Below are 15,556 nucleotides of genomic sequence, written 5' to 3'. Positions count from 1 at the left end.
AATATACGTATCTAATATATTATAAATTATAAATATGTTCAAGAAAAAAGGTTTTTTAAAAGAAATACATTTTTACATAATGTCATTCCTGCGTAAGCATTGTTGTGTGGATCGAAAAGCATCCTAAGGTAGTCATACTGTAGCTTGGGAATTAGATCCAGAAAATAATAAAAAATACTAATTTTATTAGTATTTTTAACTGGAACCCGTGAATAAATCACGGGATGACATGGATTGGAGTTTTCTTTTAGCTGCTTCTAGATATAGGAAGATAATAGGAGTGATGTAGAGAGTTAGTAATTGTGAAGTAAGAAGCCCGCCAACTACTGCAAGTCCTAGTGATCTTCTTTCTGCTCCTGTGCTACCAATCCCAAGAGCTATCGGCATAGCACCCATTAATGCCGCTAAGGTTGTCATCATTATAGGTCTAAATCTTATAGTGCAAGCCTCTAAAATCGCATCTTTGGAACTTTTATTGCTAGTACGTTCAAGCTCTAAGGCAAAGTCGATAATCATAATAGCATTTTTCTTAACGATACCGATTAACATAATAAGCCCGACAAAGCCGTACATATCAATTAAATATTAGCAAGGTAAGTAATGCACCAAACACGGCAGTTGGCAGCCCTGAAAGAATCGTTACCGGATGCACGAAACTTTCATAAAGCATGCCGAGAATGATATAGATAACTATAACAGCAAGACCTAGTAATAGTCCAAGGTCAGAGAAAGAGGACTGAAACGCTTGTGCTGTTCCTTGAAAACTTCCCGTAATCGTTGCTGGCATTTGCAGCTCTCTTATCGCCTCATTAACTTTCGGAACGGCATCACTGATAGAATAACCATCTTGCAGATTAAACGATACTGTCACTGAAGGTAATTGACCAAAATGTGAAATACTTAAAGGACCAACACTATTAACAATTTTAGCAAGAGTAGTTAGAGGGACTAAAGTGTTATTTACAGAATTAATATTAACTAAGGATAACATTGATGAATCAGTTTAATATTTAGGATCTAACTCTAAAATAATATCATATTGGGCAGTAGGGGTATATAAAGTTGAAATCTGCTCAGCCCCATAAGCAGCATATAAAACATTTTGTATTTGCTCAACCGATATACCTAGCTTTGCTGCTTTATACCTATCAATCTGTACTAAAGTTTGCGGCTGTGACATTTGTAAATCCGAAGTTACGTCTAAAAATCCAGGCGTAGCTGCAAGTTTTGCCTGTAATTTTGGGGAAAAACCAAATAACTCATCCTGATCGAGTCCTTGCAGAGTATATTGATACTGACTTTTTGTTGCCTGCCTGCCAATAGTAATAGTTGGCACATTTTGGATATATACCTTTAAGCCAACTAAATGATTTAGTTTTGAGCGTAACTGGTCAATTACCTCGTCTGCACCTACTCGTTGGTTACGTGGTTTTAGGCTGATAAAAATTGTACCTTGATTAACTGATGAATTTCTGCCTGATACACCAACTGCCGAAAAAAACGACTCTATATTAGGGTTTTTAAGTAATACGTCACTTACTTGTTGTTGTTCTTTCACCATTGCATCAAAGGAAATAGTTTGAGCAGCTTCAGTAAATATTAAGATTTGTCCAGTATTGGAATCAGGCATAAAGCCTTTACGCACTAATCCAAAAAGATAGGCTGTTGCAATAATCACTAGCAAAAATACAAACATAGTAGTTTTAGAATACTCGGCTACTATCTCAAGGCTATTACTATATTTTTGTTTGATATATTCAAAAGCTTTTTCAGTAAGGGGAATTTTGTCATTGCGAGCAGCCATAGGCTGCGTGGCAATCTTGTTTTTTTGTCCTGAGATTGCTTTGTCGCTTTGCTCCTCGCAATGACGTTTTTTTTCCTCATCTTTCAAAAACACATTACATAACATTGGGGTAACAGTGATTGAAATAACCCCTGAAAGCAGGATAGCAGTGGTAATTACAACAGCGAGTTCGTGCAGTAATTTCCCTAAAATACCGCTCATAAATAATATTGGAATGAGTACCGCAGTTAATGACAAAGTCATTGAAACAATAGTAAATCCAATTTCCTTAGTTCCATTAATACAAGCTTGAATCTTATTTTCACCTGCCTCTATATGCATTGTGATATTCTCAAGCACTACTATTGCATCGTCTACCACAAACCCCATCGCAAGTGTTAGAGCCATCAAAGACATATTATCTATACTAAATCCGAAGAGATACATAAAAGCAAAAGTGCCAACTATAGAAGGGTAGGGCGATAGTTGGGATAATCACCGATCTAAAATTATGTAAGAAAAGAAATATTGCAAGTACCACTAATATTAAAGCTAAGATCATCGTAAAATTAGCATCATTTACCGATTCTCTGATAGAAATTGATCTATCAAACATGATATTTATATTAACTCCTTCAGGGATTTGTCTACGAAGTAAAGGCAATACTTCTTTTATGCCATCTACTATCTCAATAGTATTAGTATCGGGTTGTTTTTGAATAGCAAGAATTATCCCCGGCTTATCTCTATACCATGTTGCTATTTTGTTATTAGCAACGCTATCGATAGCTTTCCCAATATTTTTAAGAAAAAGCGGGCTGCCATTACGATAAGTTAGTATTAAATCATTATATTCTTTAGCATTTTGTAGCTGCCCGGGAGCTTGAATGCTTGAGTAAATATCCTTGCCGTATAAAGCTCCAGTTGGTAAATTAACGTTACTGCTACTGATTATATTAGATACCTGATCAAGCCCTATATTATTTGCTGCCATTTTAACAGGATCAACCTGCACACGTACCGCATATTGCTGTGAGCCATATACTTGTACTTGTGCAACGCCCGGTAACATCGATAAACGTTCAGCCATAATAGTTTCAGCGTAATAATCGACAGTATATAAGGGTAGAGTATCTGACGTTAGAGATATGTAGAATATTGGGGCATCAGCCGGATTTACTTTGCGATATGATGGGGGAGTTGGTAAGTCATTCGGTAATTGTTTAGCAGCAGATGATATAGCAGCTTGTACGTCCTGTGCTGCGGCATCTATATCCCTACTTAAATCAAACTGCAAAGTAATTTGAGTACTACCGGCACTATTAACCGAACTCATTGAATCAATATTGGATATTGTCGAGAACTGCTTTTCAAGCGGCAAGGCTACGGATGAAGCCATGGTAGTTGGGTCAGCACCGGGCAAGCTTACCGATACTTGAATTGTCGGGAAATCAATATCAGGTAGTACGCTTACTGGCAGTAATCTATAGCCAAATATTCCAAATAGCAAAATAGTTGCCATGAATAAAGTAGCAAGCACCGGACGTTTTATAAATATTTCTGAAATACCCAATTATTCCTCTTTTTTATAAAATTATACTAGAGTGTCATTGCGAGGAGCGAAGCGACGTGGCAATCTCATGAAGCATCCTGAGATTGCTTCGTCGAAACTTGCAGTTTCTCCTCGCAATGACGATAATGGAACACCTAATCGCTTTCTTTAATTACGACTTCCGTATTGTTATTTAATCTTAACTGTCCATTGGTGACTACTATCTCTCCCTCTTCTACACCACTTTTAATAACAACAAAATCATCATTAGAAAAAGCTATTTCTACATTTTTAATTACTGCTTTATTATTTTTATCAACAATAAATACATACGGTCCTTGATCATTGGTTTGTATTGCTTTAGATGGAACTACCAAAGCATCTTTTTCCGTATAGACACTTAAGGAAACACGGACAAATTGACCAGGGCATAATATTTCATCTTTATTGGGTAGGGTTGCTTTAAGTTTGATAGTACCGCTATTAGAGTCAATTGTATTGTCAATGAATACAATCTCTCCATCTGTGACTTCTTGACCATTTGAAGTTTTAACTATTAATGATAAATCAGAATTTTTTTGAGATTTATTGATTTTATTTAAATGCTCTTCCGGTACAGGAAAACTAACATAAATAGGCGAGATAGTGTTAATAGTTACTAAAGTAGTTAAGCCTGCTTGTGCTAGATTTCCTATATCTACATTACTTTCGCTAAGTTTGCCGTCAAAAGGTGCTACTATTTTTGAATATTCAATTTGTAAATTTGCATCAGCAATAACAGCCTTATCACGTTCAACAGCAGCTTTAAGCACGTTCATATTAGTAAGCATCTGTAAATATTGCTCTTCAGAAACAGCATTTTCTTTATATAAATTTCTATATCGTGCTTCTTCTTTAATAGCATTTTCAAGGTTATATGTATCACTTAATAAACTTGCTTCTGCTTGTTGTAATTGATTTTGAAATGGACGAGGATCAATTTCATATAATAAATCATCTGCTTTTACTTCCTGCCCATCATCAAAATTTACACTTAATATTTGTCCAGTAACTTGTAACTTAATATCTGCAGTTTGATAAGTTTCGGCATTACCCGCAAGCTCTATAATATATGGTGCATCTTTTCTAATAACTTTTGTTACTTCAACCGGTGCTGCGATATTGCTTAAGTTATTTTTTTTGTTCCGATGTATCACTAACCAAATTAATAATATTACAAGTAGTACTACTAATATCGTTAATACCAAATTCCGCATTATTATTTTAAGCATTGTTTTATTTGCCTCAATATCTACTTTATGTACTTGTAGACGAATTTTTATTTGGAAAAGAGCAAGGCACTTTGAAGCTTATAACCGCAGCGTATATATAATACGTGAGGATTATAAGCGAAAAGTAACGCCGCCAATTTTTCAAATAAAACGAGTCTACCACTCTCCACCCAACGCATGGAATACATTAACCATACTACTTAACTGTGAAAGCTTGATAGAAACTCCATCTATTTCGTTCTGTAACATATTCTGTTTAGCGGTAAGTACTGTTAAATAATCTATATTACCATGTTTATAACGCTGATTTGCCAATTTAAACACGGATGTTAAAGCTGTTTCATTTTGTCGCCAGATACGAAAATTATCACTCGCTGTTTGCTGAGCTGATAAAGCATCTATAACCTCTCCAAAGGCTGTACGCACAGTTGCTTTATACATAGCTATGTATTGTTGTTTAGTACTTTCCGCAATCTCTACATTAGCTTTAGTTTTACCGAAATCAAAGATAGGACCAGCTATAGTACCACCTATTTGCCAAGTCTCAGCTGAGCTACCAAATAGAGTATTTAACTTATTACTGCCAAAACCTAATAAACCTGTTAAAGAAATTTGTGGGAAATAAGAGGCTTTTACTGCTCTTAAATTGCTATCAGCCGCAAATAAATTCTGCTCTGCTGCCTTAATATCCGGTCTTTGCTCTAAAAGTTCTGACGGCAATATTGATGGTAATACGGGCGGGGTAGGGAAATAGTCTATAGGTTTATCACGATAAACTAAGCCGTTTACTATATTTTCAGGGGAACAACCTAGTAAAATCTTTAAAGCTGTTTCTTGCCCTTGTCTCTCTTGCACTAAGGGCGGAAGCGAAGAGTTGGTAAGAGCAAGCTCGGAAGCAGCTTCACTAACTGATATTAAATCGCCTACACCAAGATCGTATAGCTTTTGAGTAAGCTTATAGATTTCGGTTTGAGTTTCTATTAGTCGCTTGGTTAGATATATTTGTTTATCTAATGCCAGAATATTAAAATAGCTGATAGCAACATTACTTATAACGGTTAGCCGTACTGCTTCCTTGCTATATTCGCTTGCTAGTAAAGTTCTACGGGCTGACTCACTAGCATTAGCAGCTAGCCCCCATAAATCTATTTCGTAATTAAGTACGCTACCAAGCCCAAAATTATTAGAAATTTTTGGCTGATTTGGTTGTTTTAATTGTTTACTGGTTTTTGTGCGGTTTACGCTACCTTGTAAATTAATCTGTGGAAATCTATAAGAATTAACAAGGTTATATTGAGCTGTTGCTATCGCTATATTACTCATTGCAAGTTCAATATCAGAGTTATTAGCTAAAGATTCCTCAATTAAGTTATTAAGTACCAAATCGTTAAATTGTAACCACCATTTAGAAATCTGGTTATTTTGAGGTGTTAATGAATAATTATTCCAACTATTAGGTAATGGTAGGTTAGGGGGGTTATCATGTGTTGCTTTACAGCTGCATAGTAGTAGAAGTGATAGAATTATAATATTTTTGTAAAATGACGTAGCCAATTTTTGAAGTTTAACGAGTATATACATTAAAATAAATTAATATTACTTTAATTTTAATTATGATTCTTTAAACTATTATGTCAATATACTGCAATCTTTTTTCAACTAACTATTTTTAAAGCATGTAATAATGTTACTAACTTCTCTGAAATAACTTTAATATTATAGGTTTGAGTTAGTTTTAGATAAGCTTTTTGGGAAAGTTCTTTTGCTTTTTGTGGGTGGTCTATTAGATACGCAATTTTTTCGGCTAAATCTTCTGCTGATCCGGCTTTGCAAATTAGCCCGTCTTGCATATGTTTTAAGATTTCGCTAGGACCTTCGGTACCTGTACTAACTATAGGCAGACTATTTTCCATTGCCTCAAGTACTATGATGCCAAACGGTTCATGTAGCGATGGGAGGCAAAAAATATTAATTTGTTCAAAAAATTTATCTTTATCATTAACCCATCCTATAAATAATATTTTATTTTGTAAATTAAGTTTATTTACTAAAGCAGTTATGTTATCTTGTTCCTCTCCATTACCACCTATAACTGCTTGAATTTCATAATTTTTATCCTGTAAAATTTTGATACTATTGATAAAAACATCAACACCTTTTTTAGCTACGAACCTTGCTAATACGCCAATTACCACCGGTTTTTTATATGATTTATTAGGAGTAAATTTTTTGGTGATATTTATCATATTTGGCAGGATAAATATTTTAGATTCAGAAAATTTATTTTTTAATAAATGCTCTTTCATATGATGCGTTAGGGCAATAACAAAATCGCATTTAAGTAGTCCCTTTAGGCTATAGTTATGAGCAATTCCAATTAATCTAATATTAGATGTTTTAGCAAGTTTACTAAAATTTATTGCTCTATTGCCATGAGCTATAATAATATCAGGCTTAGTTTTATAGATTATATATTTAAGAATAAGAACTGAAATTAAATCAAAAGGTAATAAATTAGGGAGCTTAAAGCTTTTAGATATAAACGAATTTATTTTTGCTTTATAGGAGGTAATATTTATTACCTCAATATTCTGCATTTTAAGAGCTGTGTTATAGTCTAAAAAAGCTTGTTGTATACCGCCAAGGTCATGACTTAGCATAATATTAAGTATCTTCATTTTTACTTTAATTCCTCAATTTCTTCTTTGCTAAGTTTAGTATATTTTATAATTCTTTCTAAAGGCTCATTATTAGCTAGCATTTCTTTAGCAATATTTATAGCTTTACCATATCCCCCTCTAGCTTCAGCATCCATAATTTTCTGCTCTTCTACAGCTAAGTTATCCATTTTAGTTTTTACCATTTTCTCATAGGTGTTGAGATCTTCTTCAGACCAACTAGCTTGATCTAAAGCGTAAAAAGCTTTTTTCATGATAAGATCATGACCTATTAAATGCTCCATTTCTTCTAATGTACTTTGATGTGCATGTTTAAAGAAATATACCCATTTTTCTTGAAGATTCTCTAATTGGTCTAGTTCTTTATTAAACTTTTCTAGCTCTATAAAAATAAAGTAAAAGTCTTGTAAATCATTCTCATAAGTTTTAGTATCAAGTAGCCTATGGTTTGATCTCCAGTCCTCTTTATTTGGGAATAGGATAAAATCGGCAATGGCTAGGAATATGACGCCTTTTAGCTTGGCATATACTGCCATTTTTTTGTGATGTTCATCCTCTTTGATTATTTGCCTTGAATAGGCTTTTGCAGCATAAAGTTGGGCTCTTTTTTCAAAACCTGGATGTTTACTTATCTGCATCTCTACAATAAATTGCGTGCCGTTTTCATCTTTGCACAATACGTCAACAATAGATTGTCTATAAACTGCAATATCAGGGTCTTGATTGGTTTTTAAAAAAGTAACTTCTTTAATTTTTTCTTCCCCTGTATAACCTAAAATGTCATTTAAGAAATGGATAAGTATGTCCTTATTCTTTTCAGTGCCGAAAATTTTTAAAAAGGCATAATTATTTTTAGGATCTAAGAAACGTGAAAGTAGCATTTGAAATCTATTTTTATATATAATAACTTCATTATAGCAAATTCCAAGAAATTTGCTATAATACAATCTTAAATATTAGAATTACATTATGAGTAGTAAGATTAACTTTGTAAAAATGCATGGTCTTGGTAATGATTTCGTTATTATTAACAAGAAAGATTTAACTGGTACATACGATTTATCACAACTGGCAAAGAGTATGGCAGAACGTCATTTAGGTATTGGATGCGATCAATTTATTATCTACGAAGAGCAAAATGATTCTTATGAAATGATTATCTATAATATTGATGGTTCTAGTGCTAAATTATGCGGTAATGCTACAAGATGTTTAGCAAAATTGATCTATCTTGATACAGGTAAAAAAGATATTACTGTAGTAGTGGGTAATAAGAAATTACTGTGTAATATTATCGATGAAAATAATATTAGTGTTAATGTAGGCGGGGTTAGTTTTAATGAATCTTGGATGCCAAGTCGTGATAAGATTTGGGAGTTTGCTGAGCGTTATATGATTGATTTAAAGGAAACTATTTGTGTTGATGTCGGTAATCCGCATTTGGTTATTTTTAGTAAGCTAGAGCTGCAAGATCAAAAAATTGTCGGTGAGAAATTACAGGATAAAGATTTGTTTATAGACGGCGTTAACGTTAATTTTGCTGAGGTTAAAGATAATAAAATTTACTTGTCGGTTTGGGAGCGTGGAGCAGGGCTAACGCTTGCTTGTGGTAGTGGAGCTTGCGGTAGCTTTGCTGCTGGTTTAAAGCTCGGTTTTATTCACTCACCATGTGAGGTGGTATTTAAACATGGTAGCCTTATTATGAAAGAAGAAAATAGTAATATAATAATGCAAGGACCGGCTACGATGGTAGCTCAAGGGGTATATTATTGTGAGTAATCTAAAGCAAGAAATAGTAACATTTGGTTGCCGCCTTAATATTTATGAAAGTGAGATAATAAGAAAAAATCTTGCAGCTTCAGGGCTTGATAATGTTGCAGTATTTAATACTTGTGCAGTAACTAAATCTGCTGAGAAACAAGCACGAGGAGCTATTCGTGCAGCTAAAAAAAATAATCCTGATTTTAAAATTATCGTCACTGGTTGTAGTGCTCAAACTAATCCTAAAATGTATGGCGATATGCCGGAAGTTAACAAGGTTATAGGTAACGAAGAAAAGCTGCTGCCAAGTCACTACCAAATTAATGATGAAAAAATAGTCGTTAACGATATAATGTCAGTAAAAGAGACCGCAAACCATCTAATTAGTAGTTTTGATGGCAAATCTCGGGCTTTTATTCAAGTGCAAAATGGTTGCGATCATAATTGTACTTTTTGTATAATTCCCTATGGTAGAGGTAGAAGCAGGTCAACAGCGATCGGAGCTATAGCTGAGCAGGTGAAACATTTAGTATTAAATGGCTTTAAGGAAGTTGTTTTTACTGGTGTTGATGCTACAGCTTATGGTAGTGATTTACCAGGAAGCCCAACTTTTGCCCAGATGATTAAGCGTGTTTTGAATCTAGTGCCTGAGTTAAAAAGGCTGCGGCTATCTTCGATAGATGTAGCCGAAATAGATGACGAGCTTTTTGAGCTTTTAGCCTATAATGAAAGGATAATGCCCCATTTTCATATTAGTTTACAAGCAGGTGACGATATGATATTAAAGCGGATGAAAAGACGGCATAATAGAGCTGAAATAATCGAGTTTTGTAACAGGCTGCAAGCAATTAGACCTGAAGTATCTTTTGGAGCTGATATTATAGCAGGTTTCCCGACAGAAACGCCTGAAATGTTTGAAAATACTAGGAAGTTAATTGCGGAAGCTGAGCTGCAATATTTACATGTTTTCCCATATTCTGAGCGTGAGGGAACACCGGCGGCTCGTATGCCCCAAGTACCGAAAGCTATTAGAAAAGAAAGAGCTGAAATTCTAAGACAAGAAGGGCAGATACAATTAGCTGAGTTTTTCAAGAAGCATATAGGGCAGAAAGTAGAATTGTTGGTAGAGAATAATAACATCGCCCACACTGAGAATTTTATACCGGTAAAGCTAGACGAACCACTAGAAATAGGGCAGATATTTAAAGCAAAGCTGGTGGGTGTGGAAGATGGGTGTATGAAATGTATACTCGTTTAATTTGAAAAATTGGCTACGTCGTCCTATAAGTACTGCGGTGCTCACGTATTAAGTATACGCTCCGCTCCTTGTCTTATGGACTCCTTGCTCTTTTCCAAATTAAACTTCGTCTACTCGTGCAAAAAATTAAAAAGCAAGTAAGAAAATCATGGATAATATAGAAACAATATTAAGGCTGGCTAAAGAGAAGATTTTGTTAGTTCAAAGTCTAAAAATTTTACAAGAATATAAAGTAGAGTTTTTAGGTAAAAACGGCATAGTTACTAATGAGCTTAAAAAATTAGGTTCTTTAAGTGAGCAGGATCGTAAAGAATTTGGCTTAAAAATCAATAAGTTAAAAGAAGAAATACAGAATATAATAAAAGCCAAAGAAGAAATTCTGGAAGAAGAGGAATTAAACCTTAAGCTCTCTAGCGATAAAATTGATTTAAGCTTACCAGCAAGAAGATATAAGCAAGGTTCAATTCATCCAATAACTCAGTGTATGGAGGAATTAATCCAAGTATTTGCTAAGTTTGGTTTTTCGATAGAAAGCGGTCCGAATATTGATAATGATTTTCATAATTTTACTGCTCTTAATTTTGAGGATGACCATCCTGCAAGGCAAATGCATGATACTTTTTATTTAAAAGGTCAGGAAAATGATAAGCCTATGTTACTTCGTACTCATACCTCCACAGTGCAGATTAGGGCTATGAAAAACGGCAAACCGCCTTTTAGATTTATAGCACCAGGTAGGACTTATAGATCGGATTCTGACATGACTCATACGCCGATGTTTCACCAAATAGAGGGGCTTGTTATTGATAAAGATATTAATATGGGACATTTAAAATATGTCATCACGGAATTTATAAGATGCTTTTTTGAAAACTCGAGTATTGAACTACGTTTTAGACCAAGCTTTTTCCCATTTACTGAACCTTCAGCCGAAGTTGATATCCGGATGAGTAAAACCGATAAATGGCTTGAAGTTTTAGGATGCGGAATGGTTCACCCAAACGTACTTAAAAATGTCGGCATTGATAGTATCCAGTATCAAGGCTTTGCTTTTGGTCTTGGGGTAGAGCGTTTTGCGATGTTGAAATATAATATTAAAGATTTAAGACAATTTTTTGAAGGTGATGTGCGTTGGCTGAAACATTATAGCTTCTCAAGCTTTGATATACCAAATTTAGCAGGAGGGCTTACGAAATGAAATTTACCTTATCATGGTTAAAACAGTTTTTAGATACATCAGCTTCGGTTACTGAAATTGCCCAAAGCCTAACTGCTATTGGGCTTGAAGTAGAAGAAATAATTGACAAAGCGGCAGATCTACAAAAGTTTGAAGTAGCATATATAGTAAGCACTAAACCTCATCCATCAGCCGATAAATTAAAGATTTGTGAAGTTGAAACCAAGAACGGCAATTTGCAAATAGTTTGCGGTGCTAGCAACGCTAGAGCCGGTATTAAAGTAGTGCTAGCTAATATCGGTGTTGAAATTCCCAATGGCAAATTCAAGATTAAGGAATCTAACATTAGAGGGGAAAAAAGTTGCGGTATGCTTTGTTCTGAAGAGGAATTATTGCTTGCTTTTGAATCCGAGGGCATTATGGAGTTACCTAAAGATGCCGTAATCGGTAAGTCTTTTACTAAATGTTACGGCTTAGATGATCCGGTATTTGTTATTAATGTCACTCCTAATCGTGGGGATGCTTTGGGGGTTTACGGCATCGCAAGAGATTTGGCAGCTAAGGGAATAGGAACACTTAAAGAGTTAGAAATTCCCAAAGTGAAAAGTACATTTAGCTCTAAAATAAAGCTTAATATAAAAGATAAAGAAGCTTGCCCGTTATTTACGTTCAGAGAAATACGAAATTTAAAAAATAAACCAAGTCCTGACTGGCTTCAGAAATTGCTTAAAAATATTGGTGTAAAGCCTATATCAAGCATAGTTGATGTGACAAATTATATGTCCTATAGCTTCGGTCAGCCAATGCATGCTTATGATGCGGATAAGTTAAGGGGGGATGTTAGTGTAAGTCGTCATTGCGAGGAGCATAGCTTTGATGCAATCTCAGGACAACAAAACGAGATTGCCGCGGCTGCTTTGCAGCCTCGCAATGACGCATTCCACGCCCTGAACGATAAAAAATATCTACTTAATGAAAATGATCTAGTTGTAAAAGATGAAAATGGCGTGCAAGCTTTAGCTGGTATCATTGGCGGACTTAGTAGTAGCTGTGATAGTAATACAACTAATATCTTACTAGAAGCTGCTTGTTTTAATGCTAAGATGGTTGCAGCGAGCGGTAGGCGACTACAAATTGATACTGATTCCAGATGTCGCTTTGAGCGTAATATTGATAGAAACTTTACCGAAAAAGCTTTAAATATAGCAACTGATCTTATTTTATCAATATGTGATGGTGGTGAAGTATCAGAAATAGTAATATCTGGGGAAAAAGAACCAGCAAAGAAAACGTTGGATTTTCCAGTAGATTATCTAGAAAAAATCACCGGAATTAAATTAAATATCAATGAGATAGAGGTAATTTTAAATAAACTTGGATTTGTAACTGATGTCAAAAATGAAGTGATAAAAGTAACTCCTCCGTCTTGGCGTCATGATATAAATATTTTAGAAGATTTAGTAGAAGAAATAACCCGTGTTTATGGTTATGATAAGATAGAGAGCATAAAACTACCGGAATTAGAGCAGGATAATAGCCGCTTAAGAGATCATAAAAGGATATCTAGTTTTAAAAGGATACTTGCAAGCAAAGGTTATGATGAGGTAGTTACCAACTCGTTTATGAATAGCAAGGACGCTAAATTATTTACTGAGCTAAAAGATGAGCTATTTTTGCTGAATCCTATAAGCGTTGAGGATGATTATATGCGTCCTACTATCGTGCCGAATTTACTTGATATAGTTCGAAAAAATCTTGCACGTTCTATAAAAGATATGGCTTTTTTTGAAGTCGGTCCAAATTTCTTAGATTTGAATAACGAAGCGACTTATTTAACAGCAATTTTAACCGGTTCATATAATAATAAAAACCCTCATTCGATGGGGCGTAGCTATGATATTTTTGACCTTAAAAGTGATCTAGAAACTGTTTTTGATTATGCCGGTTTATCTATAGAGAAGTGTATTGTATCAAATCATGCTACACCTTTATATTATCATCCGACTAGATCGGTAAATTTAGCCTTGGGGAAAAATTTATTAGGTCACTTTGGGCAGATACATCCTAAAATATTAAAGCATTATGATATTAAAGAGGAAGTATTTGCGTTTGAATTAAATATAACGAATTTACCTATATCTAAAGCTAAATTCGGCAAGAGGGATGAATTTATAATATCCGATTATCAAGCTAATTTTAGAGATTATGCATTTGTTGTTGACGAAAATCAACCAGTTGGTGAAATAATGTCATACATAAATAATTTTAATAAAAAGCTTGTCAAATCAGTTATATTATTTGATATTTATAGCGGTGATAAATTACCTAAAGGTAAAAAATCTATTGCAATTAGAGTAGGGCTTCAAGCTGATGATCGCACTTTAAATGAAGATGATTTAAATTCATTCAGCAAAGATTTAATTGCCAATATTGAGCAGAAATTTCAAGGAACATTAAGAGTGTATACGTAGATAGAACTTCAAAAATTGGCTACGTCGTATTATAAGATCTGCGGTGCTCACGTATTATATATACGCTCCGCTCCTCGCTTTATATACTTCTTGCTCTTTTTGAAGTTGATCTTCGTCTACCAATTCTTTTATTTATTCGGAGTATAATAATATGTTAAAGGTAATAGTTGAGACAAAAACATTAGTTCAAGCACTCGGTTTTGCAAGTTCTGTTGTTGAAAAACGTAATGTAATATCCGAGCTTGCAAATATTAAACTATCGGCAAAGAACGGGCTGTTAGAGCTTAGCTCTACCAATATGGACTTATATTTAAGCCAAAAAATAGGAGTGCAGGTAGTAAGTGAGGGTGAGCTTACTGTCTCCACTAAAACTTTAAATGATATAGTTAGAAAGCTTCCTGATTCAGAGCTTACCTTAACTGATTTAGGTACTACAGGGCTTGAAATAACAGGAAAAAATTGTCGTTTTAATCTATTTACTCTGCCGGTAGAGTCTTTTCCTGTGATGGATAATATTAATCCGGAAGCTAGCTTTAAAATTTCTTGTGCTGATTTTGCTAAAATAATCGAATCAACGAAATTTTCGGTTTCTTTAGATGAGACTCGATATAATCTAAACGGCATTTATTTGCATGTAAAAGATAGCGAGTTTTATGCTGCAAGTACCGATGGGCATAGACTTTCTGTTTCATCTGTAGCGTTAGCTGAAAAAATAGAGGATTTTGGTGTTATATTACCGCAGAAGAGTGCTGAAGAGATTTTAAAGATAGTAAAAGATTCTAAAAATGCAAATGCAGATATAGAAATACTTTTAAGTAGTAACAAAATTAAGTTCATATGCAATGAAAATGTTATTATGCTATCAAAACTAATTGATGGTACTTTCCCTGATTACAGTAGCTTTATTCCAGAAAATAGCAGCTCAAAACTAGTAATTAACCGCAAAATATTTGCCGATACTATCGAGCGAATAGCAATAATAACAGTTGAAAAGTTCAGAGCTGTGAAACTATCACTATCTACCGAAGCTTTAGAGATCAGTGCAATAGGGGAAGCACGAGGAAATGCAAAAGAAGTTATTAATTCTTCAAAAGAGACAGAAAATCTTTATGAGTATAGTGGTGAAACTAATTTAGATATAGGCTTCAATCCGCAATATTTAGAAGACGTTCTAAAAGCTATAAAATCAGATTTAGTAGAGCTATATTTCTCAAGCGTTTCAGCTCCTGTACTCATTAAATTCCCTGAAAGCCCTAAGGATATATTTGTAGTTATGCCCGTCAAAGTATAGTGTAGTCGTTTAATTTGAAAAATTGGCTTCAGCTATTTTATAAAGCCCTATACAAGCGAATTTTGCAGGATTCGCCTTTGCTCACGTACTAAGATGTACGTTGTGCAGGCTCACCTTAAAATTCATCTTGTCTAGAACTTTTAAAATACGCTGATCATTTTCTTTTGCTGATAATCCTCACGTACTAGTATATACGCTGCGGTTATCAACTTCAAGACCGATTCCTCTTTTCTAAATTAAACTTCGTCTACCTTTTCCTTATCATCTAGTTGTTTTTCTGGATCTAGTTCCCAAGCCACGGGATGCTTTGCCTG

10 protein-coding genes and 1 pseudogene are annotated in these 15,556 nt (G+C 34.4%); 5 read left to right on the top strand and 6 right to left on the bottom strand.

Features of this window, described 5'->3' with window-relative positions; genetic code table 11:
* Positions 1-195 precede the first annotated feature (195 nt).
* The 6 genes and pseudogenes from AAHF54_RS03955 to AAHF54_RS03930 form a co-directional block, all read right to left on the bottom strand.
* Complete coding sequence (locus AAHF54_RS03955; RefSeq protein ID WP_341788023.1) at positions 196-549, bottom strand: efflux RND transporter permease subunit; 354 nt, start codon at positions 547-549, stop codon at positions 196-198.
* Positions 550-574: 25 nt separating this feature from the next.
* A pseudogene (locus AAHF54_RS03950) lies at positions 575-3,305 on the bottom strand (efflux RND transporter permease subunit).
* Positions 3,306-3,490: 185 nt separating this feature from the next.
* Complete coding sequence (locus AAHF54_RS03945; protein WP_342169814.1) at positions 3,491-4,606, bottom strand: efflux RND transporter periplasmic adaptor subunit; 1,116 nt, start codon at positions 4,604-4,606, stop codon at positions 3,491-3,493.
* Positions 4,607-4,762: 156 nt separating this feature from the next.
* Positions 4,763-6,187: a TolC family protein gene (locus tag AAHF54_RS03940; protein ID WP_342169813.1), complete on the bottom strand. Its 1,425-nt coding sequence runs from the start codon at positions 6,185-6,187 to the stop codon at positions 4,763-4,765.
* Positions 6,188-6,261: 74 nt separating this feature from the next.
* The gene (locus AAHF54_RS03935) at positions 6,262-7,284 is read right to left on the bottom strand and encodes a glycosyltransferase family 4 protein (protein WP_341788020.1); all 1,023 of its coding nucleotides are present in this window, start codon (positions 7,282-7,284) and stop codon (positions 6,262-6,264) included.
* 2 nt (positions 7,285-7,286) lie between these two features.
* Positions 7,287-8,165 carry an Rpn family recombination-promoting nuclease/putative transposase gene (locus tag AAHF54_RS03930; protein ID WP_342169812.1) on the bottom strand — a complete coding sequence of 293 codons (879 nt, stop codon included), beginning with the start codon at positions 8,163-8,165 and terminating at the stop codon, positions 7,287-7,289.
* A gap of 88 nt (positions 8,166-8,253) precedes the next feature.
* On the opposite strand from AAHF54_RS03930, the gene dapF reads away from it, so the two are divergent.
* The 5 genes from dapF to dnaN all read left to right on the top strand — a co-directional run bounded on the left by dapF (position 8,254) and on the right by dnaN (position 15,242).
* On the top strand, positions 8,254-9,063 hold the full coding sequence (gene dapF / locus AAHF54_RS03925) for a diaminopimelate epimerase (RefSeq protein ID WP_341788018.1): 810 nt from the start codon (positions 8,254-8,256) through the stop codon (positions 9,061-9,063).
* Entirely contained in the window at positions 9,053-10,303 is a 1,251-nt protein-coding gene (gene mtaB, locus AAHF54_RS03920) for a tRNA (N(6)-L-threonylcarbamoyladenosine(37)-C(2))-methylthiotransferase MtaB (RefSeq protein WP_342170237.1), read from the top strand. Before dapF ends, mtaB begins: the two co-directional genes overlap by 11 nt.
* A 148-nt stretch (positions 10,304-10,451) precedes the next feature.
* Positions 10,452-11,501 carry a phenylalanine--tRNA ligase subunit alpha gene (gene pheS / locus AAHF54_RS03915; protein WP_341788016.1) on the top strand — a complete coding sequence of 350 codons (1,050 nt, stop codon included), beginning with the start codon at positions 10,452-10,454 and terminating at the stop codon, positions 11,499-11,501.
* On the top strand, positions 11,498-13,951 hold the full coding sequence (pheT, locus tag AAHF54_RS03910) for a phenylalanine--tRNA ligase subunit beta (RefSeq protein ID WP_342169811.1): 2,454 nt from the start codon (positions 11,498-11,500) through the stop codon (positions 13,949-13,951). Before pheS ends, pheT begins: the two co-directional genes overlap by 4 nt.
* Before the next feature lie 151 nt (positions 13,952-14,102).
* Positions 14,103-15,242 (top strand): DNA polymerase III subunit beta, encoded by a 1,140-nt coding sequence (gene dnaN, locus AAHF54_RS03905; protein WP_341788014.1) that lies wholly within the window; start codon positions 14,103-14,105, stop codon positions 15,240-15,242.
* Positions 15,243-15,556: the final 314 nt, after the last annotated feature.

The organism is Rickettsia endosymbiont of Seladonia tumulorum (assembly GCF_964030815.1).
In the GTDB taxonomy this organism is placed as follows: domain Bacteria; phylum Pseudomonadota; class Alphaproteobacteria; order Rickettsiales; family Rickettsiaceae; genus Rickettsia.
Note: the sequence above shows the minus strand (reverse complement) of the source record. Positions and strands in the feature narration are given on the sequence as shown.